Annotated in this window: 20 protein-coding genes; 14 read left to right on the plus strand and 6 right to left on the minus strand. The window is 65.4% G+C overall.

Going from position 1 to position 24,006, the window contains the following annotated elements:
* Nucleotide 1 precedes the first annotated feature (1 nt).
* From ACK4SC_RS06205 to ACK4SC_RS06215, 3 genes are read right to left on the minus strand one after another with little or no spacing between them, the layout of a single operon-like run.
* Nucleotides 2-1,291, minus strand: coding sequence for a nucleotide sugar dehydrogenase (locus tag ACK4SC_RS06205; RefSeq protein WP_409616077.1), 1,290 nt, complete (start codon nt 1,289-1,291; stop codon nt 2-4).
* 49 nt (nt 1,292-1,340) lie between these two features.
* Entirely contained in the window at nt 1,341-1,715 is a 375-nt protein-coding gene (locus ACK4SC_RS06210) for a DUF2304 domain-containing protein (RefSeq protein ID WP_409616080.1), read from the minus strand.
* Nucleotides 1,716-1,730: 15 nt separating this feature from the next.
* A complete protein-coding gene (locus ACK4SC_RS06215; RefSeq protein ID WP_409616082.1) occupies nt 1,731-2,435 on the minus strand; it encodes a glycosyltransferase family 2 protein in 705 nt (234 codons plus the stop codon).
* A 77-nt stretch (nt 2,436-2,512) separates the two neighbouring features.
* On the opposite strand from ACK4SC_RS06215, the gene ACK4SC_RS06220 reads away from it, so the two are divergent.
* From ACK4SC_RS06220 to ACK4SC_RS06230, 3 genes are read left to right on the plus strand one after another with little or no spacing between them, the layout of a single operon-like run.
* Nucleotides 2,513-3,121: an acyltransferase gene (locus ACK4SC_RS06220; protein ID WP_409616085.1), complete on the plus strand. Its 609-nt coding sequence runs from the start codon at nt 2,513-2,515 to the stop codon at nt 3,119-3,121.
* On the plus strand, nt 3,118-4,218 hold the full coding sequence (locus ACK4SC_RS06225; protein WP_409616088.1) for a DegT/DnrJ/EryC1/StrS family aminotransferase: 1,101 nt from the start codon (nt 3,118-3,120) through the stop codon (nt 4,216-4,218). The genes ACK4SC_RS06220 and ACK4SC_RS06225 overlap by 4 nt, the downstream gene beginning before the upstream one ends.
* A complete protein-coding gene (locus ACK4SC_RS06230) occupies nt 4,218-5,207 on the plus strand; it encodes a Gfo/Idh/MocA family oxidoreductase (RefSeq protein ID WP_409616091.1) in 990 nt (329 codons plus the stop codon). Before ACK4SC_RS06225 ends, ACK4SC_RS06230 begins: the two co-directional genes overlap by 1 nt.
* Here ACK4SC_RS06230 and wecB read toward each other — a convergent pair.
* Nucleotides 5,204-6,265: a non-hydrolyzing UDP-N-acetylglucosamine 2-epimerase gene (gene wecB, locus ACK4SC_RS06235; RefSeq protein WP_409616094.1), complete on the minus strand. Its 1,062-nt coding sequence runs from the start codon at nt 6,263-6,265 to the stop codon at nt 5,204-5,206. The genes ACK4SC_RS06230 and wecB overlap by 4 nt on opposite strands.
* 152 nt (nt 6,266-6,417) lie before the next feature.
* On the opposite strand from wecB, the gene ACK4SC_RS06240 reads away from it, so the two are divergent.
* From ACK4SC_RS06240 to galE, 11 genes are all read left to right on the plus strand, one after another.
* Nucleotides 6,418-7,587, plus strand: coding sequence for a glycosyltransferase family 4 protein (locus ACK4SC_RS06240; protein ID WP_409616337.1), 1,170 nt, complete (start codon nt 6,418-6,420; stop codon nt 7,585-7,587).
* Nucleotides 7,588-7,630: 43 nt separating this feature from the next.
* Nucleotides 7,631-9,406 carry an ABC transporter ATP-binding protein gene (locus ACK4SC_RS06245; RefSeq protein WP_409616340.1) on the plus strand — a complete coding sequence of 592 codons (1,776 nt, stop codon included), beginning with the start codon at nt 7,631-7,633 and terminating at the stop codon, nt 9,404-9,406.
* Nucleotides 9,403-10,482: a glycosyltransferase gene (locus ACK4SC_RS06250; RefSeq protein WP_409616097.1), complete on the plus strand. Its 1,080-nt coding sequence runs from the start codon at nt 9,403-9,405 to the stop codon at nt 10,480-10,482. Before ACK4SC_RS06245 ends, ACK4SC_RS06250 begins: the two co-directional genes overlap by 4 nt.
* 608 nt (nt 10,483-11,090) lie before the next feature.
* Complete coding sequence (locus ACK4SC_RS06255) at nt 11,091-11,684, plus strand: glycosyltransferase (protein WP_409616100.1); 594 nt, start codon at nt 11,091-11,093, stop codon at nt 11,682-11,684.
* A 65-nt stretch (nt 11,685-11,749) separates the two neighbouring features.
* Nucleotides 11,750-12,814 (plus strand): glycosyltransferase family 1 protein, encoded by a 1,065-nt coding sequence (locus ACK4SC_RS06260; protein ID WP_409616101.1) that lies wholly within the window; start codon nt 11,750-11,752, stop codon nt 12,812-12,814.
* 53 nt (nt 12,815-12,867) lie between these two features.
* The gene (locus ACK4SC_RS06265) at nt 12,868-13,950 is read left to right on the plus strand and encodes a glycosyltransferase family 1 protein (RefSeq protein WP_409616103.1); all 1,083 of its coding nucleotides are present in this window, start codon (nt 12,868-12,870) and stop codon (nt 13,948-13,950) included.
* Nucleotides 13,947-15,071, plus strand: a complete 1,125-nt coding sequence (locus ACK4SC_RS06270; protein WP_409616105.1) for a glycosyltransferase — start codon at nt 13,947-13,949, stop codon at nt 15,069-15,071. Before ACK4SC_RS06265 ends, ACK4SC_RS06270 begins: the two co-directional genes overlap by 4 nt.
* Entirely contained in the window at nt 15,068-16,264 is a 1,197-nt protein-coding gene (locus ACK4SC_RS06275) for a glycosyltransferase (protein WP_409616107.1), read from the plus strand. Before ACK4SC_RS06270 ends, ACK4SC_RS06275 begins: the two co-directional genes overlap by 4 nt.
* A 112-nt stretch (nt 16,265-16,376) precedes the next feature.
* A complete protein-coding gene (locus tag ACK4SC_RS06280) occupies nt 16,377-18,101 on the plus strand; it encodes a cell wall-binding repeat-containing protein (RefSeq protein ID WP_409616110.1) in 1,725 nt (574 codons plus the stop codon).
* Nucleotides 18,102-18,146: 45 nt separating this feature from the next.
* Nucleotides 18,147-20,414 carry a cell wall-binding repeat-containing protein gene (locus ACK4SC_RS06285; protein WP_409616111.1) on the plus strand — a complete coding sequence of 756 codons (2,268 nt, stop codon included), beginning with the start codon at nt 18,147-18,149 and terminating at the stop codon, nt 20,412-20,414.
* 9 nt (nt 20,415-20,423) lie between these two features.
* Nucleotides 20,424-21,383 carry a UDP-glucose 4-epimerase GalE gene (gene galE, locus ACK4SC_RS06290; protein WP_409616114.1) on the plus strand — a complete coding sequence of 320 codons (960 nt, stop codon included), beginning with the start codon at nt 20,424-20,426 and terminating at the stop codon, nt 21,381-21,383.
* Here galE and ACK4SC_RS06295 read toward each other — a convergent pair.
* Both ACK4SC_RS06295 and ACK4SC_RS06300 read right to left on the minus strand, forming a co-directional pair.
* Nucleotides 21,376-22,650, minus strand: coding sequence for a hypothetical protein (locus ACK4SC_RS06295; protein WP_409616116.1), 1,275 nt, complete (start codon nt 22,648-22,650; stop codon nt 21,376-21,378). The genes galE and ACK4SC_RS06295 overlap by 8 nt on opposite strands.
* A gap of 14 nt (nt 22,651-22,664) precedes the next feature.
* Nucleotides 22,665-23,984, minus strand: coding sequence for an O-antigen ligase family protein (locus ACK4SC_RS06300; RefSeq protein ID WP_409616119.1), 1,320 nt, complete (start codon nt 23,982-23,984; stop codon nt 22,665-22,667).
* Between the last annotated feature and the right edge of the window lie 22 nt (nt 23,985-24,006).

Below are 24,006 nucleotides of genomic sequence, written 5' to 3' on the forward strand. Positions count from 1 at the left end.
CCTACGCGATTCCGATGACGCGGTAGGTGGCGTCCGGCCACGCATCGGCACTCGAGATACGGCGGCCGTCGACGACGGTGCGGATGCCCGGCACGTCAGCCGCGCCGATAGTGCGGTACTCGGCGTGGTCGGCTTGGATCACGACAGCGTCTGCCTCGTCGCCCAGGGTGTACGGGGTGAAGCCGAGGCGGGTGAGTTCGTCGTTGGAGTAGAGCGGGTCGTGCACCCGCACCTCGGCCCCGCGGCGGGTCAGCGACGCGACCGTGCCGAAGACGCCCGAGAACGCCGTCTCTTTAACTCCTCCGCGGTACGCGGCGCCGAGCACGACGACCCGCTGGCCGGCGAGCTCGCCGTGCACCCCCTCGAGCAGCCCGACTGTGTAGTCGGGCATGCCCGCGTTCGCTTCGCGAGCCGCGCGCACGATCGTCGCCGCCGGGTCGTTCCAGAGATAGAGCCTCGGGTACACGGGAATGCAGTGGCCCCCGACGGCGATGCCGGGGCGGTGAATGTGGCTGTAGGGCTGCGAGTTCGACGCCTCGATCACCTGATAGATGTCGATGCCCGCGGTCGCCGCGTACTGGGCGAACTGATTGGCGAGCCCGATGTTGACGTCGCGGTACGTCGTCTCGGCGAGCTTCGCCATCTCGGCCGCCTCGGCACTGCCGAGATTCCACACCCCGTTGCCGCGGGCCAGGTCGGGGCGATCATCAAAATCGAGCACCTGCTCATAGAACCGCACCGCCGTCTCGGCGCCCTCGGCCGAGAGACCGCCGACGAGCTTCGGGTACTTCCGCAGATCGGCGAAGACGCGGCCCGTCAGCACGCGTTCGGGCGAGAACACGAGGTGGAAGTCGCGCCCCTCGGTGAGGCCGGAGGCCTCCTCCAGCATTGGCTTCCAGCGCGTACGCGTCGTACCGACCGGCAAGGTGGTCTCGTAACTGACGAGCGTGCCCGGGGTGAGGTGTTCGGCGAGGGAGCGGGTGGCGGAATCCATCCATCCGAAATCGGGGCGCGCATCCTGATCGACGAAAAGCGGTACGACGAGCACCACGGCGTCGGCACCGGGAATCGCCTCCGCGTAGTCGGTTGTCGCCCGCAAGCGTCCGGCACCGACCGTCAGCTCGAGGCCCCGTTGCAGGCCTGCCTCGCCGGGGAACGGCTCGCGCGCCGCGTTCACGGCGGCGACCGTGTCAGCGTTGACGTCGACGCCGATGACCTCGTGCCCCTTCGACGCGAACTGCACAGCAAGCGGCAGACCAATCTTGCCGAGGGCGATGACAGCGATCTTCACGGAAGTCCTTTGCAGTGCGGCAGCGGGGCGAGCGGGGCGCGTGTCGAGTTTAGAGAGGCCGGTCGTTCAGCTTCGCCTCGAGCTCAGTGATTCGGTCGGTCAATCGTGCTTCGGTGAGCACCAGCTCGCGGGCAAGGTGCGTGTTCGCCCGCGCAAGCATGACCGAGCGCTTGTACTCGTTGACGACGTAGAGCAATCCCGCCACGAGTGCGAGATAGAACAGCAGATCAACACCACGGCCGACGCCGACCAGACGGGCAAGCTGGGTCAACAGACCCGGCCAGATGATCACCGTCACCCCGGCCATGAGCGAGACAAGCATGACGACACGCCGCACCGCCAGGTGCCGAGGCCCCGGTTTCGAAAGCAGCAAGTACGCGCCAATGAGGACGAGCGCGACGACGAGAACGAGCTGAAACCACACGGTGGGCCTCCTCGGCTAGCGGATCACCAGATCGACGACGATATTGATCGAGTTGAGCATTGACTGCCCCTTCGCCTTCGAGTAGTCGGTGTAGCGGATGTGGACCGGAAACTCGGTCCACGGCAGCCCGCTGCGGCCCAGCTGCGCCACGATTTCGCTGGCGTGCGCCATGCGGTCTTGCTGCAGGTTCACTACCCGAGCCGCGTCCACCCGCAGTACGCGCAGCCCGTTGTGAGCGTCGGTGAGCGTCATGCCGGTTGCGGCGTTAGTTACCGCGGCCGCGAGTTTCAAGACGGCCTTCTTTGCCCAGCCAGGCTGCGTGCGATCGTCGAGAAATCGTGAGCCCAACACGATGGCGTAACCGTCACGCTCGCTGAGACCGACCATCGCGATGGCGTCCTCGACCCGGTGCTGCCCGTCGGCGTCGAAGGTCAGGATGTACTCGCAACCCGGTTGCGAGCGGGCGTAGGCGATGCCGGTCTGAAGCGCCGCGCCCTGTCCCATGTTGTGCGGGTGACGAAGTACGCGGGCGCCCGCTTCCTCTGCGATCGTTGCCGAGCGGTCACGCGAACCGTCGTCGACACAGACGACCTTCGGGATGCTCGCGCGCAATTCTCGAATGACGTCACCGACGACCGCAGCCTCGTTGTAGAGCGGCATCACGACCCAGGTCGCGTCGAGCGCCTCAGCGGATGCAGGCATCGACGGTGTTACGGACATGCCGGTCATTCTGTCAGAGCGCGTTACGCTGGCGAGGCGCTGATCGCGCTGTCCCCGACCCTCGGAGCACCGCCCCCGTGAGCACACCTGCAGACGTGCGCATCGTCGACACTGCCGACGTTGCGGACACCGCCACCATCGGCGCCGGTTCGTCGGTCTGGCACCTGGCCCAGGTGCGCGAAGGGGCCGTGCTGGGCGAGAACTGCGTGATCGGTCGCGGTGCCTACATCGGCACCGGGGTGACGCTCGGCGATAACTGCAAGGTGCAGAACTACGCGCTCGTCTACGAGCCCGCCGAACTCGGACACGGCGTGTTCATCGGCCCGGCCGTTGTGCTGACGAACGACACCTACCCGCGAGCGGTGAACCCCGATGGCAGCCTCAAGAGCGCAAGCGATTGGCAGCCGGTCGGGGTGAGCATCCGAGAGGGCGCCTCCATCGGCGCGCGCGCGGTGTGCGTCGCGCCGGTCACGATCGGCCGCTGGGCAACGGTCGCCGCCGGCAGCGTCGTCACCCGCGACGTGGCCGACTTCGCCCTGGTCGCCGGTGTTCCGGCAAAGCGGCTCGGCTGGGTGGGTCGCGCCGGCGTTCGCTTGGTCGACGACGGCGAGGCGTGGGTGTGCCCGCAGACGGGTGACCGCTACATCGAGCGCGATGGCGCTCTCACTGAGGAGGAGTCGGCGTGACCGCACCCCTGATTCCCGCAGCGAAGCCGCAGATTGGCTGGCGCGAACGCCGTGCCGTCGACCGTGTGCTGCGCTCCGGCATGATCGCCCAGGGGCCCGAGGTTGCCGCCTTCGAGAAAGAATTCGGCGAGCAGCTCGTCGCGGGGCGCGCCTGTGTCGCGGTCAACAGCGGCACCGCGGGCCAGCACCTCGGCCAGCTCGCCGCTGGCGTCGGCCCCGGTGACGAGGTCATCGTGCCCTCGTTCACTTTCGCGGCGACCGGTAACTCGGTGGCGTTGACGGGCGCAACGCCCGTCTTCGTTGACATTGAGCCCGAGACCTTTGGCCTCGACCCGGCCGCCGTCGAAGCGGCGATCACCCCCCGCACGAAGGCGATCATGCCCGTGCACCTGTACGGGCATCCCGCCCGTTTGCGCGAGCTGTCGGCGATCGCCGAGAAGCACGGCGTCGAGCTGTACGAGGATGCGGCACAGGCCCACGGCGCCTCCCTCGACGGCCGGCTCGTCGGAACCTGGGGCCGGTTCGCCATGTTCAGCCTGTACCCAACGAAGAACATGACATCCGGCGAGGGCGGCATGATCGCCTGCGACACGCCGGAACTCGTGCGCGCGGCGAAACTCCTGCGCAACCAGGGAATGGAGAAGCAATACGAGAACGAGGTCGTCGGCTTCAACGCGCGCATGACCGACATTCACGCCGCCATCGGGCGGGTGCAGCTCACCCGCCTCACAGGCTGGACGGCGAAGCGGCAACAGAACGCCGCACTGTTCGACCGCGAACTGCGCGGCGTCGTCACGCCCCCGGTCGCGCAGGGCGCCGTGCACGTCTACCACCAGTACACGATTCGGGTGGCGGATGATCGTGACGGCTTCGTGAAAGCGCTGCGAGACGAGCACGGCATCGGCAGCGGAATCTACTACCCGATTCCGAACCACCGGCTGCCGTCGCTTGCGCCCTACGCGCCCGGGCTCGATCTGCCCGAGACCGAGCGGGCCGCAGCCGAAGTTGTGTCATTGCCCGTGCATCCGGCGCTGTCGACGAAGCAGCTCGAGCGCATCGTGACCGCCGTCAACACCGTCGCGAAGGCGGGCGCCTGATGACTGATGTGTTGCGGGCGGGTCTGCTCGGGGTGGGAATGATGGGCCGTCACCACGCGCGGGTGCTGCGCGAACTCGACGGCGTCGACCTCGTAGCGATCGCCGACCCCCGGGGAGACCCGCACGGGGTGGCCGGTGCGCTGCCGATCCTGCCCGACATCGACGCGCTGATCGCCGCGGGCATCGAAATCGCCGTGGTGGCCGTGCCGACGGCATTTCACGAGGCGGCTGCGCTGCGCCTGGCCGACGCCGGAGTGCACACCCTCGTCGAGAAGCCCATCGCCGACACCGTTGAGTCGGGCCAGCGAATGGTCGATGCTTTCGAGTCGGCGGGCCTTGTCGGCGCCGTGGGCCACATCGAGCGGTTCAATCCCGCCCTGCAAGAGTTGCGCCGCCGACTTGCGGCCGGTGAGCTCGGTGAGGTGTACCAGATCGCGACCCGGCGCCAGGGCCCTTTCCCGTCCCGCATCGCCGACGTGGGGGTCGCCAAAGACCTCGCCTCGCACGACGTCGACCTGACGGCCTGGGTCGTGCAGAGCGACTACGCCACCGTGTTTGCGCAGACCGCGCACAAGAGCGGCCGCGACCACGAAGACATGATCGCGGTTACGGGAAGGCTTGAGAGCGGCGTTGTCGTGAACCACCTCGTCAACTGGTTGAGCCCGATGAAGGAGCGCGTCACGATCGTTACCGGCGAACTCGGTGCGCTCGTTGCCGATACGTCCACCGGGGATCTCACCTTCTACGCGAACGGTACGATCCCACTTGAATGGGAGTCGGTCACCGCATTCCGGGGTGTCAGCGAAGGAGACATGATTCGCTACGCCTTCGCCAAGCGAGAGCCGCTTCGGGTCGAACTCGAGAATTTCCGCGACGCCGTCTTCGGTCACGACACTGACGTCGTCACAATGCGCCAGGGGCTGCGCACCCTCGCCGTCGTCGAAAGCATGCTCGACTCGGCACGTCGCGGCGAGGCCGTGACTCTCTAGCGGCGAGACTGTGCGTCACGCAGTGCAGCCGCGACGCGTTCGGCTGCGTGGCCGTCACCGTACGGGTTGTCGACGGGTTCGGGCGGCATTGCGCGACTGACTTCCGCCGGGAGGTCTCGGAGGCGGGAGCCGACGAGTGTGTTCCACCCAGATTCAACAGTCTCCACCCATTCGGTTTCCGCCCGCACGGTCGTGCAGAGACGCCGGAGGAGAAATGCCTCCTTTTGCAGGCCGCCCGAATCTGTCACGACGCCCACACTTCGCATAACTGCCGCAATCAGCTGAGGGTAGGGCAGCGGGTCGTGAAGGGTGATCCCTTCCCGCTCGAGAACGACTCCCGCTCGGTGCGCCGCGGCCCGCAGCCGTGGGTGAGCGAGCAGCCGCACCGGCCGGTCAACGCCCGCGATCGCGTCGATCACGGCGGCGAGCTGTGCGGGGTCGTCGGTGTTCTCGGCCCTATGGATTGTCGCAACAACCGAGTCAGAGTCGTTCCACGGCAGCGGTGGCGGCTCAGCCAGCACTCGATCGCGAACTATGTAGAGCACGTCCGTCATCACGTCGCCGACGAGCACACTGCGTGCTGCTAGCCCCTCGCGGGACAGGTGGCGTATGGCGAGCTCGGTGGGTGCGAGGCACAGGTCGGCTGCGTGGTCCGTCAGCACACGGTTGTGTTCCTCCGGCATCGCTCGATTGAACGATCGCAACCCCGCCTCGAGGTGTGCGAGCGGAAGACCGAGCTTCACCGCAGCGATGGCCGCAGCCAATGTTGAATTGGTGTCCCCGTAAACCAATACCCAATCGGGCTGGTGGGCCTGCAAGACTGACTCGAGAGCCGAGATCATCGCTCCGGTTTGTGCGCCATGAGAACCCGATCCGACAGCGAGGTTGACATTCGGCTCAGGGATTCCCAGATCGGCGAAAAACACGTCGCTCATCAACTCGTCGTAGTGTTGCCCGGTGTGAACCACCAGGTGCTCGGCCACGCCAGACAAGGCGCGGCTCACGGGGGCGAGTTTCACGAACTGGGGCCGTGCACCGACGACGCTCAGAATTCGCATGACGTCACGCTATCTCGAGACGACGAACCGCAGCGTCGATGCGGCCCCGGCGTGGCAGGGTCATCGCGCCGCACGTTACGCTGGCCCGGCGCGGAAAGCGCATGCCGTCGCCCCGGAACGATGCACCCTGTGAGTTCGTGAAGACTATTCCCATGCGGGTTCTCATTGCTTCGCGGATCTACGCGCCCGAGCCCGGTGCGGCTCCGCAACGGCTGGCGGCGCTCGCGGCGTACCTCGCTGACGAGGGTCACGATGTCGAGGTCGTAACTGCACGTGCGCCGCGCGCCCTTCGTGGGAACGAGCGGGAGTACCCCGGGGTGCATGTGCGCCGGGCTCCTGTTCTCCGCGACAGGGAGGGATTCGTGCGCGGCTACCTTCCCTATCTCAGCTTTGATATCCCGCTGGTGTGGCGTCTACTCACTACCCGGCGACCGGATGTCATCGTCGTCGAACCACCGCCCACCACGGGCGCTGCTGTTCGCACAGTCGCGCGACTGCGTCGCATCCCCGCGGTCTACTACGTGGCCGACATCCTCGCCGACGCGGCGTCCAGTGCGGGAGTTACCCAATGGATTGTCCGTGCCGTGCGCCGGCTTGAACTCTACGTTTGGCGTGGGTGCGCGGCACTGATTGCTGTGTCCGAGCCGGTTGTCGAGCGTTTGCGCGAGCTTCAAGTGCCGCCCGAACAGGTGCGTTTGGTAGGCAACGGTATCGACACGAGTGCCTATGGGGTCACGGGGCCGGCGGTGGTGCGCAATGAGCCGTACGCGCTGTACGCCGGCACTGCGTCCGACGTTCACGGTGCGGGCATCTTCGTCGAGGCGATGGCGAGTGTCGACAACGGGCAGCTGGTTTTCGTCGGTTCCGGAACGGACAGGGTTGCCCTGCGTCGCCGCGCTGACGATATTGCGCCGGGTCGCGTGCATTTCATTGACGCGGTTTCCCCCGAAGAGGTAGCCGCCTGGTTCCGGGGCGCGGCGTTGGCTGTCGCGAGCGTGAAGCCCACGGGTGGCTACGAGTTCGCCTTCCCGACGAAACTGTATGCAGCAGTCGCCTGCGGGACCCCCGTGCTGTTCACGGGGAACGGACCAGGCGCCGCCTTCGCGGACTCCACACCGCTCGGGGCAAGCGTTCCTTACGAGGTTGATGCGGTGGCACGCCACCTGCGCGCGTCCTTCGCCCAGCCAGCACCACGCACCGAACGCATTCACCTTGCCCAGTGGGCGGCCCGCACCGTGTCCATGACCGCAATCACCGGCCGGATCGCCACTGTGCTCGCGGAAGTCGTCAGCAGGGGCCCGCGCGGTGCTGTGGGACGATGAGACACCGCACCGATAACGAGAAAGCTGACCAGCCGTGAAGCTGATGTACACGACGCTGCGGCGCATCATGCCGCTGCTGCCCGATCGGGCGCGCGCGTTCCTCATCACCTACACGACGGTGACCTCAGGCCTCGCCGTGCTTGACATTGGCGCGCTCGCACTGCTGGCGTTGTCGCTCACCTCGATGGTTGCGGGAGAGCCGGTTCCTTTGCCGGTCATCGGGGAGGTGCCACCGAGCGGCTACGTGTGGATACTGCTCGTTGTATCCGGACTCATCATCCTCAAGTCGATCTTGTCCATTGCGCTGCAGTGGCAAGCGACGAGGCGGTTTGCCGCCTTCGAACTCGAAATCGGGGATCGCCTTTTCGACGCGTACATCAGGGCTCCGTGGACCGAGCGGCTTAAGCGCAATACCGCTCAACTCGTCAGACTTGCCGACGTCGGCATCGCGAATGTCACCGCGGGTTTTCTTATTCCCATCTCGACACTGCCGAGCCTCATGACAACGTTTGTGGCCGTCCTCGTCGTGCTCATCATCGCTCAACCGGTGACGGCGGCGATTACGATCGCGTACCTTGGGCTGATTGCCGCTTTGCTTTACTTCGTCGTGTCACGACGTGCCGTTCAGGCGGGTCGCGTCAACCGTGATTTCTCTTTCAGGGTTGCCACCCTCATGACCGACATGGTCTCCGCGCTGAAAGAGATCACTCTGGCGGGCAAAGCCCCTGAAGTCGCGCACGTCGTGCACGACAACCGCATCCACACAACACGTGCCCGAGCAAACATCAGCTTCCTGGGCATGGTCCCCCGCTTTGTCCTGGATGCTGCGCTCGTTGGCGGTTTCCTGCTGGTCGGGGGAGTGGCCTACGCCACCGGCGGAGCGGCCGATGCCTTCGCGGCGGTGGCTCTGTTCGGCGTCGCGGGCTTCCGCATGATCCCGTCACTGACGGGCTTCCAGTCGATTGTGTCAACCACGCACGCCAACGTGCCGCAGGTGGACGCGGTCGTCAATGACATCACGGAGGCTCGCGGGTACGTACTGAAGGCAGAGACGATCGGTCGCGAGCCGCTCGTGACCGAGCCGACCGAACTACGCCTGACCAATGTCTCATTCACCTACCCCGGATCCGACACCCCGGCTCTGCGCGAGGTGAGCCTTACCATCCCGATGGGTTCCACTGTCGGCATCGTGGGGGCGTCTGGCGCTGGCAAGTCGACTCTCGTTGATCTGATACTCGGCCTGCTCGTGCCCTCGAGCGGCGAGGCCCAGGTGGGTGAGCAAAACCTTCGCGACGTGATGGCCGCCTGGCGCTCACGAGTGGGTTATGTGCCACAAGACGTCGCGCTCTTCGATGGGACGATTGCTCAGAACGTCGCGCTGACCTGGTCGGGAGAGCTTGACGAAGGGCGCATCGAAGCAGCCCTGCGTCGTGCGCAGCTATGGGCCACTGTCGAGGCCCGGCCGGGCGGTATACACGCCCGCGTCGGAGATCGGGGTATGGCGCTGTCCGGCGGTCAGCGCCAGCGTCTTGGTATCGCTCGGGCGCTGTATGAGAACCCGCTTGTGCTGGTGATGGACGAAGCAACCAGTGCGCTCGACACCAAAACCGAATCCGATGTCGCGCAGGCCATTCGCGCACTTCGGGGCGATGTGACCGTCGTCGCGGTCGCGCATCGGCTCAGCACAATTCGCGACAGCGATCAGGTCGTCTTTATGGCGGATGGACGCATCGAGGCGCGAGGAACATTCGCCGAACTCATTGCCGTCGTTCCCGATTTTGCCGTGCAAGCTCAGCTCGCGGGGTTCAACGCCGAATGACCGAGGCGCCCCTGCTCGACGTCGTTGTTGCCGTTCACACCGCGCAACGGCCCGTCGAGCGGACCGTTGGTTCGGCTCTCGCTGACCCTGAGCTCCCGGTTCGCGTGACCGTGGTCGCGCACGGCCTCGACGCCGGCGATTTGAAACCCCGCCTCGCCACAACGGCTGACCCGCGCCTGCGCGTGATGGAGCATCACGACGGCATCGCCAGCCCTGCCGGCCCCATGAACGCGGGGATGCTCGCGGCAACCGCGCCGTTCGTATCGGTCATTGGGTCTGACGACTACTACGAGTACGGCGCACTCGGCGCTGCGTTGGAACGAGCGCAGGGAGGTGCCGACATTGCCATACTCCCGATCCGGCATGCCGGTGGTGCCCGCGTCCTGACGCCACTACCACGGTACGGCCGCATGCAGCGACTCGATCCCGTGCGCGATCGCCTCTTCACGCGTACGGCCCCGCTCGCCATCGTTAATCGTGGGCTCATGCTCGCTGCCGGTGCGCCCTTCACCGAGGGGCTCGCGAGCGGCGAGGATCTCGCCATCAGTACACGACTGTGGGCCTCAGGGGCGCGCATCGACTACGACAGCACTGCTCCGGCGTACGTAATCGGCGCCGACGCTTCGGACCGGGTAACCACTGCACTGCGGCCGTTGGGCGAAGAGTTGCGGGCCGTCAGACTCCTCATCGCCGACCGCAGTGTAGGCGCATACTCAATAGCGGTTCGTCGGGCGCTTGCCGCAAAGCTCGCGCGCGTTCACCTGATCGGCGCTGTTGATCGACGCCGTGACGCAGAACTGCTGGCAGGGGAGCTGGAGGAGTTGTCACGATTGGCGCACGAGCTCGACGCATTCGCGCCGGGTTTCGCCGCGCCCCTGGCTAGGGCCGAGGCGAGAGTGTTCGCCGCTCTGGCTGCCGGAGAACCATGGCGAACCGTCGCCGATCTCAACCGTGCCCGCCATTGTGGTCCATGGCGTGACCGTACGCTGTCGACGCGCGTGGCCGACAGTCTGCGCACCGACGCAGTGCTGAGACGCTACATCCGCTATCGCCTCGAACCGGGAGAGCGGTTGTGAGTCGGTTGGGCAGGGCGACGACGGCCATACCCGACCGAGTACTCGCCCGGCTGCTTCCCATGGGCCGTCGTTTCGACCCTCGGGCCCTTCCCCCACCCCTCACACTCGACCTCGCCGCGCGGATCCGCCTCGTCGTTGGTGCGGAGAACTCCGCGGGCCAGGGACGCGCGTGGGCCGCAAGCGTGCGGAGATACGCGCTAGAAACCTCCGCCTGCTCATTTGCTGTCGAGAGAGGCAACCCGTTCGGTCACGCAGTTGACGTTGCCATCCCGGGCCCCGTGTTCACCTGGTCGACCACCTGGCAGCGGCGCCACCGCCGGCAAGTGCTCACGGAGGCGACTCACGTGCTCCTGGAGGGAGGTCGGCCCATTTTCGCCGGTGGACTACGCGGCGACGTCATCGGTGACGCGCGTCGCGTGCGCCGTTCGGGTGTACACCTGGCATACCTGTGGCACGGCAGCGACATTCGCGATCCCGACACGCACGCGTCTCGAAGCTCGCACTCACCGTTTGCCACCGGTGCGGTCAGTCCCGCGCTGGGCCAAGCGCTCCGCGCCCGAGCCGCTGCGTCACGGCGCTTGCTGCGAATGGTTCCCGCGCGGTCATTCGTGTCGACGCCTGACCTGCTGCTCGATGTGCCAGATGCGCATTGGTTGCCGCTCGTCGTCGATGATGTGACCGAGCCAGCCGGCTATGTCCCGTTCTCTCGCGACAGGAATCCTGTTGTCCTTCACGCGCCGAGCCGTGCCGCTCTCAAGGGGTCGGCTGTGATCGATCATGTGCTGAGCCGGCTTGCCGATGAGGGCGTCATTGACTATCTCCGTGTCTCTGGCCTACGTCACCGCGAGATGCTGAAAACCGTCGCCGATGCGGACATCATCGTCGATCAGCTCGGCCTGGGCACCTACGGTGTCCTCGCCTGCGAGGCCATGGCCCGAGGTCGCGTGGTCATTGCCGACCCCAGCGAGTTCGTGCGCGCGGTCGTACGGCGGGAAACAGGGCATGAGTTGCCGGTCATCGATACCAGCCCGGCGCAACTCGAGGACACCATTCGGTCATTGTGTGCGAACCCACACCCCGCGCGCGAGCGTGCCGTAATGGGTCCCGCGTTCGTGTCTCACGTGCACGACGGTCGACGTGCGGCCGCCACGCTGTCGACCGTGTTCGAGCTCGGGCCCACATCGACCAGGATGGACGTGTGAGCCGCCCGCAGATCGTCATCATCGCGTTCTCGCCGATCGCCGCTGACGCCCGAGTGTTGAAACAAGTGGGCCTCGCGACCCGCATCGGCGACGTTGTGACATGCGGCTACGGCCCAGCTCCCGACGGGGTCGTCGCACACCACCGGATCCCGGACGAGCTGACACTGTATCCGCTCAATCCGCGTCTTCTTGCTGTGCGTCAGAGGCGACGCGCGCTGCGCACAGCACCGGCAATGCGCTGGGCCCGTGCGGCGCTGCTCGGTCAGCGCGCCGATGCTGTCATCGTCAACGACCTCGACGCGGTTCCCCTCGCGCTTACCGTTTTTCCCGCCGACCGCATCCACGCCGACCTTCACGAGTACACGCCCGAAATGCTCGCCCATGACGCCGGCTGGCGTCGTTACCTTCGCCCGCTTTATCGCAGCATCGCACGGCGCGAGCTTACTCGCGTCGGCTCGGTGACGACCGTTGCGCCGGTGATCCGCGACGCATACGCAGTGCTCAGTAGACGCGACGACATCGATGTCGTCATCAACGCCGCGCCGCATGTCGACCGGAGCCCGACCGCGGTGTCGTCTCCTATTCGCCTCGTACACAGCGGCGCCGCTCAGCGCGGGCGAAGCCTCGAGATCATGATCGAAGCGGTTGAGCGCACAACCACGCCAGTCACGCTTGACCTGTATCTCATGCCCAATAACCCGGACTATCTCGAGGAGCTACGGTCGCGTGCTCAGGATGTGACCGGAGTGCGCCTTCACCCCCCGGTTCCATACGCTCAACTCAACGAAACGCTCGCCGCCGCTGACGTCGGTGTCTACGTGCTACCGAACACGAATCCCAACTTCGAATGGTCTCTTCCCAACAAACTGTTTGACTTCGTGCAAGCCCGGCTCGGGGTAATCATCGGCCCCTCGAGCCAAATGGCACACTACGTGAACGGCTACGAATTCGGAGCAGTCACCGCTGCTGCGACGGCCGACGCACTGGTCGACGCGCTGGATGCGCTCACGCCCGATGCCGTCGTGAAATGGAAAGCTGCAGCCAACCGGGCAGCGCGCGATCTCTCTGCCGAAGCGGCCGAAGGCCCGTGGGCGCGGGCTCTCGAGATACGGATCGGACGCGGCCGATGACTCGACTGCGCCTCCTTATCGCGTCATTCTCACCCTTAACCAGTGATGCTCGCGTGCTCAAACAGATCGAACGATTCCGCGACGAATTCGACATTGTGACGGTGGGCTACGGCGAAGCTCCGGACGGCGTGGTCGAGCACCTGCGCATCCCCGACGATGCGCCCGCGTGGCAGTGGCCGCGCGCTGCGCTCATCATGCGGCACTATCGCCGTGCGTACTGGGGGAACCCCGCCGTGGCGGCGGCGAGGATGATGTTGGCCCGGCCCCGTGCATCCATCGATCTGGCGCTTGCGAATGATGTGGACACCGTTCCGCTCGTCATGAGCGTCGTCGATCCGTGCATGGTGCATGTTGACCTCCACGAATATGCACCGCGGCAGCGCGAGGAACTCCCGCGCTGGCGCATATTTGTCTCACCGTTTCTGAGCTGGATACTGCGCACCTTTGTCACCCGTGCCGCCTCGACAAGCACTGTGTCGAGCGGTCTCGCTCGCGCGTACAAAGTCGAGTTCGGACTCGCGCCGACGGTCGTGACAAACGCGACGCCGTACCGTGAGGCGGAGCCGACGCCGGTCAATGACCCCATCCGACTCGTGCACAGTGGGGCGGCGCTACCGAACCGCGCGCTCGAACTCATGATCGACGCGGTGGAAACAACATCCACAAGCGTGTCCCTCGATCTCTATCTCACCGCAAACGATCCGGCATACCGTGAAGTCCTCCGTCAGCGCTGCGCGACGTCGAAGAGGTCCCGGCTCAACGACCCCGTGCCGTACTCGCAGCTCATCGACACGCTGGCGCGATACGACCTGGGTGTCTTCGTGCTGCCACCGACAACGTTCAACTACCGCTGGGCATTACCCAACAAGCTCTTCGACTACGTGCAGGCGCGCCTGGGTGTCGTCGTCGGCCCGTCGCCCGAGATGGCGGGGATTGTTGAGCAACACGGGCTGGGGGTCGTCTGCGGAGACTTCACTGCCGAATCGCTACGGCGCGCGCTTGACGGCCTTGAACCGGGGCGGGTCTGGCAAATGAAGTCCGCGGCCCACCGCGCTGCCGCATCCCTCTCGGCGTCATTCGAGATCGAGAAGTGGGCCTCGGCGATTGCCGACATCGTCGGAGCCAGGCGTTCATGAACGGTGCAGAGGCTAACCCCACGGTCGACCTGATCGTCGCCGTGCACACGACGGCTCGGCCCATCCACCGTGCGGTTGGCTCAGCACTCGCCGCGTCCGAAGCGGCACGCGTTACCGTCGTGTGCCACGACATTGAGCCTGCAGAGATCGCGGCGGTGCTCGGTGAGCTGTCCGATCATCCGCGCGTTCGTTTGCTTTCACACCGCGATGGTCTGCGCAGTCCCTCCGGTCCCTTCAACGCCGGAATCGATTCGGCCACCGCCCCCTGGATTTCGATAATGGGAAGCGATGACGAACTCGAGCCCGGAGCGGTCGACGACTGGTTGGCTCGAGCCATTGCGACCGAGGCCGATATCGTTTTGCCCACTATCGTTCGAACGGGAACGACCAATCGGGTCGTCGCGACTCCGCCGAGTCGCATGGGGCGGGATGATCGCCTCGATGCGGTCGCTGACCGACTCGCATATCGCAGCGCGCCGCTGGGCCTCCTGCGCCGAGCGTCGCTCGAGGGAGTGCGATTCGGCTTAGGTATCCCCACCGGTGAAGACGTACTCGTCAGCGCCCGCCTGTTCTTTTCTGACCTGCACGTGGCGCGGCACCGGGGTGCGGCGTACCTCGTCCACGACGATGCCGGCGATCGTGTGACACTCGCGCCGAGCACCGTAGATGCCGCGCTTGGCTTCGTAGCCGATGTCGTCGACAGCCGGTGGTTTCGATCCCAAACGCTCGAGGTGAGGAGGGCGATCGCTATCAAGACTCTGCGAGTCAACGTGCTCGGACAGTTCGCGGTTCGCCCGCGCGCTGATCAGTGGCCCGACACCGAACGTCGGGCTTTGCGGGACATTGTGGCAGCGCTCGAGACATCAGCGCCCGGTGCGCTCGACCGGCTCTCCTGTGCTGACCGGGACCTCCTCGACGCGCTCGATCCCGCGGTCGGTGTCTCGGCACAGCGCCTCGCTCAACTCGCCGCCCGCCGGCGTCGCTACGGCGCGCCCCTGACCCTCACCCCACGTCGCCTGCGTTTCGCGCTCGATCGTGAGGCTCCGGTCCGCATGATGGTCGCGGCGTGGATGACCGCGAGCCGTGACCAGTGGGCGCGTCGAAAACGGACTGCGTCGTGAGCATGACTACGCGACTGCGCGAGGTGGTGCGGCGCGCTATCGACCGACTGCCCGAACCCCTTGCCGTGCGCCTGCGGCCTCGCCGCTATCGCTACGACCTCGCAGAGGTGCCGTCCGCGCCTCCGCAGCTCGCTGCACTCACGCGCGTCGTTATCGGGGCAACGAATTACGCCGCCCAGGGGTACCTCCTGGCCCGCGCACTCGAGCGACTCGACGGAGTCGCGGCGATCAACGTGCATCAGCGGCCCGCGGGTAGCACTTTTGGTTTCCCGGCCGACATCTCGGTCAGCGGTGACATCGTGCGATTGTCGAGCCACTGGCGCCGCCGGCAATTCGCCGCGATCGCGGGACGATACAGCCACGCCATCATCGAATCGGGCAGACCGATCTTCGGCACCCTGTTCGATCTCGATGTTGCCCGAGAGATCGACGCGCTCCGCGCCCGCGGAGTTCGTGTGGCGCATTTGGCGCACGGCAGTGACTTGCGCAGCCCGCGCATCCATCGCCAGTTCAGTCGTTTTTCTCCGTTCCACGATGACGACTGGGACGCGCGTGACGCATTGCAAGACGGTTCTGACCGTTACGCCCGCCTCATCGCCGAGTCGGGGGGGCCGGTCTTCGTGACGACCCCCGACCTCTTGCGCGATCAGCCGACGGCGCATTGGATGCCCGTCATCGTCGACCCCGAACGCTGGGCCGCGCCCGAGCCCCCGCTCAGCCGAACGCGCCCCGTGGTGTTGCACGCGCCCACAAATTCCCACATCAAGGGCACGGCCCTCATCGAACCAACTCTTCGGCGGATGCACGCGGCAGGGCTCATCGACTACCGACCCGTTTCCGGCGTGCCCGCTTCCCAGATGCCAGACCTCGTGCGCGCGGCCGACATCGTAATCGACCAGGTGCGGCTGGGTATCTACTCGGTCGCCGCGGTCGAGGCCATGGCAGCGGGCCGGATCGTGATCGCTCACCTCCATGACGACGTGGTGGAGCACGTCGCGGCAGCGACCGGCACGCGACCACCGATCGTTTCGTGCTGGGCAGACGAGCTCGAGGTTTGTCTTGAGGACGTACTCGCCGACCGCGACAACGCCCGTCAGGAGGCCGCCGCCGGCCCTGAGTTCGTGCGCCGAGTGCACGACGGGGCGCTGTCGGCGCGGATTGTCGCCGACGCGTTCCTGGCCTCGCCAAGCTAGCGCTGTTCGAACAACGAACGCCACTCCGCCAACTTTCGCCCCACGAGCCACTTTTTGGGGTTACTCTGACGGAGTCGCGCATTGGGGCACGCGACAACCGGGGGGAATCACTATGGGCTCGCTACGGCGCATCGGTGCTGGCGTTGCCAGCGCGCTGCTGGTCGGAACACTTATCGCGGCAGTCGGTGACTCGAGGCCCGCCCACGCGGTGAACGCGGCCGACTTCGACCCGGGTTTCATCATCAGTGACGACCTTTTCTACGACGGCGCAGCGATGACCGAATCCCAGATTCAGCAGTTCCTGGATCGGATGATCGGAACGTGCGAGAACACAAACTGCCTGAACATCTACCGCCAAACAACGCGCGATATGCCAGTGACCGAGCGCTGCACACTGGGCTATCAGGGAGCGGAAAACGAGCGCGCTTCCCGCATTATTTTCAAGGTTCAGCAGTCATGCAAGATCAGCGCGAAGGTCATCCTCGTTACTCTTCAGAAGGAGCAGAGCCTCGTCACTAGCCGCCGGCCCACAGCCTTTACGGTGAGCCGGGCGATGGGCTATGGCTGCCCTGACATTCCGGACCGGCCAGGGTGGTGTGATCCCGCCTTCGAGGGCTTCTTCAATCAGGTAATTAACGCCTCTGCGCAATTTCAGCGTTACCGGTTGCACCCGAACTCATTTGGGCACCGAATCGGCACGCAGCAAGTGCGCTACCACCCGAACACAGCGTGCGGCAGCAGGACCGTCACGATCAAGAACGCCGCGACTGCTGGCTTGTACAACTACACGCCGTACACCCCCAACCAAGCGGCACTAAACAACCTTTTCGGAGTCGGCGATGCCTGCTCGGCCTATGGCAACCGGAACTTCTGGCGCATCTACAGCGAGTGGTTCGGGTCGCCAACGGGCACGGTGTCGCCGACTGCCACGACGACCCGCTTGTCGGGCTCTGACCGGTACGCGACGAGCATTGAGATCTCGAAAGACACCTACCCGAATGGTGCAAGCACCGTGTATGTGGCTGTCGGGACGTCTTTCCCCGACGGTCTTGCAGCTGCGCCTGCCGCTGCTCGCGCCGGTGGGCCACTACTCCTGACCCCCTCCACGACGCTGCCGTCAATTGTTCGATCGGAGATTCAGCGGCTCAAACCGCAGCAGATCGTCGTTGTCGGCGGTCCCGGCGTTATCTCCAATGCCGTGTACGACCAATTGCGCTCGCTTGCGCCCGGCATTCGGCGCGATTCGGGAGCCGACCGTTATGCGACCGCAAATGCGATTGCCCGAGCGGGATTCCCCAGCGGAGCGTCCATCGCTTTCGTTGCGAGCGGCGGAGATTTCCCGGATGCGTTGTCGGCATCTGCGGCAGCTGGAGCACTCGGCGGGCCCGTCGTGCTTGTTCCTCCGGGCTCGGGAAGCATGCCCCAGCCGACGCGCGAACTGCTGCGCGACTTGGGCGTGCGCACGGTTGTACTGGTCGGCGGGACCGGGGTTCTTCCGGGCGGATCCTTCGTCGATTCGATCCGCTCGATTAGCACGGTAACGTCCGTTTCCCGGCAGTCAGGTCCTGATCGGTACGCGACGGCAGCCGCGATCAACGCTTATGCATTCCCCACCACGACGACCGCCTACATCGCCAGCGGTACGAACTTTCCAGACGCTCTGTCGGGCGCTGCGGCGGCGGGAGCCCGCGGTGCGGCACTGCACCTCAGTCCCGGACGATGCCTGCCCGTCGGGTCGGCCGCCCACCTCGCCTCAGCCGGGGTCGTGCAGGTAACGCTGTTGGGCGGTACCGCGGTCATCGGCAGCCCGCCCCAGTCGCTCCAACCCTGTCGTTAGGTTTCACCCATGGGTCGGCACTCGGTTCCGCGCCAACCATCGTCGGTGATCGCGGCGTTCGCACTGCTCGCAAGCCTCGCGCTGGTGATCTCTGGCGCTCCACTCACTCCCGCCCACGGCGCAGCGACCACGATTGCGGCCGCCGTGGAGGAAACACCCGCTGAGCTTGCGGAGGCGGTGGAGCGAGACCTCGGGATGAGTCTGGACGAGTACCTCGAGGTGTCGGAAAACGCGAGGCTCGCTGTGGATGCGCTGGACAGCATCGATGAGGTGATCGATGTGCGAGGCGTCGAACTGCGCGGTGGGGACGTCGTAGTTTATGTCGGGGGTGAGAGCGACACGCGAGCCGTTGAGGAGCTGGGCTACGTTGGCATCGTCGGTGAGCCGAATGTCCCGGACTACTCAGACGAAATTTTCTTGGCGGCCGATGACCTCCGTGGTGGATTGCCTTATGTCTTCCCTACCGGGGAGGGAGGGAACTTTCGCTGTTCTGTCGGGTTTCCTGGCGTTGCAACGGCCACTGGTGCGCCGCAGTTTCTCACCGCCGGGCATTGCGATGGCGATCTGGCGGGGACCCGCTCGATCCTCACGGCTGTCTCCCCTGGCAACTTCGTCGCGCCCGCAGTCCCTATCGGCGAGCCTGTTCCCGGCACTCACGTGACCGGCGGTAACGGCGATGCAGGAGGATGGGACCATGGGCTCGTCGCGGTGACTCGCTCGGGTTGGACTTCGCGACCGGAGGTGGTCACCTGGGGCGGGGGCCAGGGAGGCCCGCTGTCGTCGACCCCGGTGATCGTCCGCGATGCGACGCGGGCCATTGTTGGCGCGCCGATTTGCAAGTCCGGCGGCACGACGGGGTGGACGTGCGGCACGATCACCGCCGTGAATCAAAACCTTCTCGTTGGTCTGCCGAGCGATCCGACGGCATATCGGGTGAACGGAATTGTCGCGTCGATATGTGTTCTCGGCGGAGACAGCGGAGGAGCAGCGTTAACGGGCACGACAGCGGTCGGGGTGACGTCTGCGAGCACTTCGACAGAGGGATGCACCGCAGGAAGCCTTGGTGTGTTTGTGCCGCTCTACGCGTCCAATGGGGCAAGCGCAGAGACTCTGTATCAGGGTGCGTGGGAACCGTCCATCGCCATCTCGACTCCGCTTGTCACAACTCCGTCTACGACAGGCAGCTTCACCGGCTCTACGATGCGAGGAACTCTCCGGCACGGCGGTCTCAGGCACCGCATCGAGGTGACATTCAATGGCTCAGTAACCCGGACGGGATCGGTGGCGTCTGACGGATCCTGGGAGGTGCCCGTTCCGACGTTACCGAACGGCGTAACCTCCTACAGTGTGCGCGCCCGGTGGGGGGAGCGCTCGATTTCCGCGGCGCGTACCGGAAGCTGGTGGAACGTAAGCGCTGCTCGACTGGCCGGCCCAGATCGCTTCGCGACCGCCGTAGAGATCTCGCGCGCGGCCTTCCCGTCAGGGGCGCCGGTGGTTGTCGTCGCGAACGGACTGAGCTTTCCCGACGCACTGAGTGCCGGGCCCGCTGCGGTGCAGCTGGGTGGCCCAGTTCTGCTGGTCGGGCCGACGAGTATCCCGTCCGTTGTTCGCGCTGAACTGAATCGTCTGCGACCTCAGCGCATCATCGTGGTTGGCGGTACCGGCGTCGTTTCCGGGGCCGTTGCCAGCGAGTTGCGCTCATTCGCTTCATCACGGTCGGTCACGCGGCTGGGCGGAGCGGACCGCTACGCGACGTCAAGGGCCATCGCTGAATTCGCGTTCCCGCGAGCATCCGAGGCGTACATTGCGACCGGTTCCGGGTTCGCTGATGCGCTCTCTGCCGGCGCTGCGGGTGCGAATCGAGACGCGCCGGTCGTGCTCGTCCCGGGTGCCGCTTCGAGCGTCGACTCCGCGACGCGCAGCCTGCTCACCCGCATGCGTGTCAAGCAAATCTATGTGACCGGCGGTACGGGGGTGGTATCCAGCGGAGTCGTGACATCGCTGCGCACAGTCGCGCCGGTTACCCGCCTCGCGGGCCCTGATCGCTTCGCGACCTCTCTGGCAATCAACCAGCAAGCGGTTCGCGGGACCGCGATCGACGCGTTGATCACCTACGGGTTGAACTTCCCCGATGCTCTCGCCGGCAGCGTCTTGGCCGGGGTGCGCGGCGCTCCCATGTACATCGCGCCCAGCAACTGCGTACCAGGCGAGATGGTGACCCACATGCGCTCGCTCGGTGTCGGACGCGTCATCCTGCTCGGGGGCACCGGAGTGCTCTCGAGTGATGTGGGGCGCCTGCGTCCCTGCGCTTAGGCTTTTCGAGTGAGTGTTCTCGTCACCGGCGGTTCCGGGTACATCGGGGCGCACATTGTGCGTCAGCTCCGTGATCGAGGAGACACGCCTGTGGTTGTCGACGACTTTGTCACCGGGCATCGAGACCGCATAGCAGGGATCCCGCAAGTCGAGACCGACCTGGCTCAGCCCGATGCGCGTCGCGTACTTCGAAATGTCATGGTTGATCACGGTGTGACCGCAATCATTCATCTCGCTGCTCGGAAGCAAGCGGGCGCTTCCGTACAGCACCCGCTCGAGTACTACCGCGACAACACCCGCGGCCTCGTCACCGTGCTGCAAGCGGCACGCGACGCGGGGGTCGCTCACATCGTTTTCTCCTCGTCGGCTGCGGTGTACGGCGATGCGACAGACGATGTGGACGAGGATTCTGCGCTCATGCCTGCGAATCCGTACGGGCGCACGAAGCTCCTTGGGGAGTGGCTAGTCGCGGCGACGGCGCGGGCCTACGGATTGACAACGGTGAGCTTGCGCTACTTCAACGTCGCTGGTGCCCAATGGGCAGACTTAGCAGACACAGCACGGCTCAACTTGATTCCGATCGCCCTCGGGCGACTGCGCGACGGTCAACCACCCCAGATCTTCGGCGACGATTACGACACGCCCGACGGAACGTGTATTCGCGATTTCGTCCATGTGGCGGACGTCGCAGACGCACACCTAGCGGTGTTGGATGCGCTTCCCCGGCAACGGACTCATCACCGTGTTTTCAATGTGGGTACTGGGGTGGGAACAAGTGTGCGCGCGATCGTCAACGGGTTACAGTCCCGCCAGGGTTTGTCAGTGCCGCCCATTGTCGTCGGGCGCCGCGAGGGAGACCCGCCTCGGGTCGTCGCTCGCGTCGACCGCATACTCAACGAAGTGGGGTGGCAGGCGAAGCATTCGCTTCGGGACATCCTCGACTCCGTCTGCGCCGCCGACGTTACCTGACCTTCGGCGCCTTGCGTGGTGCAGATATGAGTTTGCGCCACGAGCGGTTTCGTGCCGCAGACATCGCCGCGGCGACAAGCAGAAGAACACCGAGCTCACTCGTCATGATGCTCGACGTGAGTGACCACCACGCGAGCAACGCAATCGTCAAGACGGGCCAGTGGTGTACCGCGCTTCGACGCGCGGAGGCGACCAGCCAGCCGCGCATGAACGCTAATCCCAGCGCGATCAAAAGGAGGATCAGCCCGGCGATACCGAGTTGCAGCTGAACATCGAGGTACGACGACTCGGCGGAACGGACGCCACCAGTGGGGCTGACGACCGCCAGGTACGAGTATGGGTACGTCGCGTCATCGGTCGGCCAGATCCCCACCCAACCCCACCCCAGCGTGAGACGGGACTCACCGAGATCACGCACGGCATCCCACAGTGTGTCGCGACGCGACGTGGCACCGCCCGCGAACCATGATGTGGGGGCCGATAGCCCGACAGCGATGGTTGCGCCCACGCCGATCGATACCAGGGATTGACCGACGAGACGCGCACGCGGGTCGAGCCGCCGCAACCGTGATGTGATGACGAGCACAGCGATGAGCACAGCGAGTGCCCCTCCAGCCATGAGGAGTCCGGTGAGGCTGAGCAGACCGAGACTCAGAGCGACCCACGCCGCGAGATTCTCATGCGGGGCCATATGCCCGCGCCATTCGACCCACCAAGAGATCAGGGCAAGAAGACATGCGAAGGCGAGTCCTTCAGGCGAACCCATGATCCCGGTCGCTGGACCACCGTCGATGAGCGACCCTGCATTACCGAAGAGTGTGATGGGTTCAGGGAGAATTGCCCCGTTCACAACTTCGAGACCCGCGGATGCTGCCAGCACCACCCGGGATGCGTTTCCGATCGCCCGAACCACTTGCACTGCGTCACGGAGCAGCGCAAGGTACAAGCCCATCACCACGAAGCTCAGCGTTCCGGCGATTCCGTGGAGGGTAGCGCTGGGCGTTGCCGTCCAAGTGAGACTGGCGGTGACAGCGGCGAAGAATCCGCCGAGCGACAGGGGGAGCACTCCGAACCACTTCGCCTCTTCGTACTGGACCGCAAACACGGCAATGGTGACGGCGATAAGGGTTACGAGCATCGCGACCCGAGTGGCTTCGGGGATTGCTGCTCGCAGGGACGGAAAGATAAGCGCCGTGATGATGATGAGCTCGGCGAGTGCTTGCGAGATACGCCTCGAGCCCATGGCCGAACGAAGCAACGCGAGCATTGAGATCGAGCGTCCTAGGAGACGCTTCGTGAGCGTCGCGGTGGAAGGGGAATTGAGGCGGTGAAGGGCGGCGGTTGATTCCGTGACTTGGATGCCGTGGCCAAGTACACAAGAAGCAGTAGCCCGGCCTCGACCAGGATTCGGGACTCGGCAAGGGATTGAACGAGCAACATCACCATCAATAGTGTGGGTAGCGTTCGAGCCGCGCTCGAACTCGGTGCGTCGCCTAGCGGAGGGTCGATCGACCAGGAGACACACCGCAGGGAGGTCACCGCCACCAGAGCCACGAACGCGGCGAGACCCAGGATTCCAACCTGAAACCACACATCGATGAAGGCGTTGTGCGCCTGGAGGTAGGTCACGCCGTCGATGATGACGAGGTCGTTGAACGGCTCCACCCAGGGTGCCCAATAACTCACCCAGCCCCAGCCAAGAACCGGACGCTCTGACGCCAACTGCCACACAGCATCCCAAATGCTGAGGCGACCCGTCAGATCATCGCTGCGCTCGAGGAGCCCGAGAGCTTGACCTCGGAACGTCCAGAACAGGGTGACGAGAGCGGCGCCGATCACGAATGCCGCGGCGTACACTTCGCGCCGTACGCGCGAGGAAACGCGGCGAGCGATGAGGATGACGGCGAGCGCAAAGATGACGACGCCAAGAGCGACGACCATGGTGGCGGAGCGTGCCAACACGAAGCAGAGCGAGGCAGCGGCAAACCAACCCCAGCCGGCAACAGCGGTCACCGTGTGGTCCAGCGCCTGCACGGCGAACACCATCATCCCAATGAGCGCCACGACGCCCAGCAGGTTGGCATTTCCCACAATGCCTTGGATGCGCTCTCCGGAGAACAAGTGCCCTTGAGACCAGTAGTACGCGTTCGGAATTGGCTCGTCGTAAGACACCCAGAGAGGGAGCACGGGGCCCCGAACGATGAGGGCGACGGCGGCTTCAAACAGCAGTGAAAGTCCGAGGATCCAGCGAACCGCAACGCCGAGTGCGCGAACGAACTGCTCGAACGTGATGGTCTTTGCCATAACGGCGGCGGCGAACGCCGTCGACACGGTTGCGGTGACTCCCGCGATCGTGGCCGATGGGTAGTGCGACCAGGCCAGTGATGCCGTGCAGATCGCCAGAAATAAGACGACACCGGACGGAAGGGTTCTGAGGTCGACGCGATGGCGCACAGCCACGGCGATCCACCCGACGAGCAACGCACCGACGACGGCGCCCCATCCCCACCAGCTCAGCGAATAGCGAACCGCGTCGCCCGCGAGAAGCACGAAAAGACTCAGCGCCGCGAGCGCGACGCGACGCTCTCGCAGCCACCGCATGCGGTCAAGACTACTGGCGCGG

The sequence above is a fragment of the Microcella sp. genome (assembly GCF_046293215.1).
Taxonomy (GTDB): Bacteria; Actinomycetota; Actinomycetes; order Actinomycetales; family Microbacteriaceae; genus Microcella.

Coding starts and splice junctions, on each gene's coding strand:
- ACK4SC_RS06215 (WP_409616082.1), bottom strand. CDS start 2,435: ATGTCCGTAACACCGTCGATGCCTGCATCCGCTGAGGCGCTCGACGCG.
- ACK4SC_RS06230 (WP_409616091.1), top strand. CDS start 4,218: ATGACTGATGTGTTGCGGGCGGGTCTGCTCGGGGTGGGAATGATGGGC.
- wecB (WP_409616094.1), bottom strand. CDS start 6,265: ATGCGAATTCTGAGCGTCGTCGGTGCACGGCCCCAGTTCGTGAAACTC.
- ACK4SC_RS06240 (WP_409616337.1), top strand. CDS start 6,418: ATGCGGGTTCTCATTGCTTCGCGGATCTACGCGCCCGAGCCCGGTGCG.
- ACK4SC_RS06245 (WP_409616340.1), top strand. CDS start 7,631: ATGTACACGACGCTGCGGCGCATCATGCCGCTGCTGCCCGATCGGGCG.
- ACK4SC_RS06250 (WP_409616097.1), top strand. CDS start 9,403: ATGACCGAGGCGCCCCTGCTCGACGTCGTTGTTGCCGTTCACACCGCG.
- ACK4SC_RS06270 (WP_409616105.1), top strand. CDS start 13,947: ATGAACGGTGCAGAGGCTAACCCCACGGTCGACCTGATCGTCGCCGTG.
- ACK4SC_RS06280 (WP_409616110.1), top strand. CDS start 16,377: ATGGGCTCGCTACGGCGCATCGGTGCTGGCGTTGCCAGCGCGCTGCTG.
- ACK4SC_RS06295 (WP_409616116.1), bottom strand. CDS start 22,650: ATGCTCGCGTTGCTTCGTTCGGCCATGGGCTCGAGGCGTATCTCGCAA.
- ACK4SC_RS06300 (WP_409616119.1), bottom strand. CDS start 23,984: ATGCGGTGGCTGCGAGAGCGTCGCGTCGCGCTCGCGGCGCTGAGTCTT.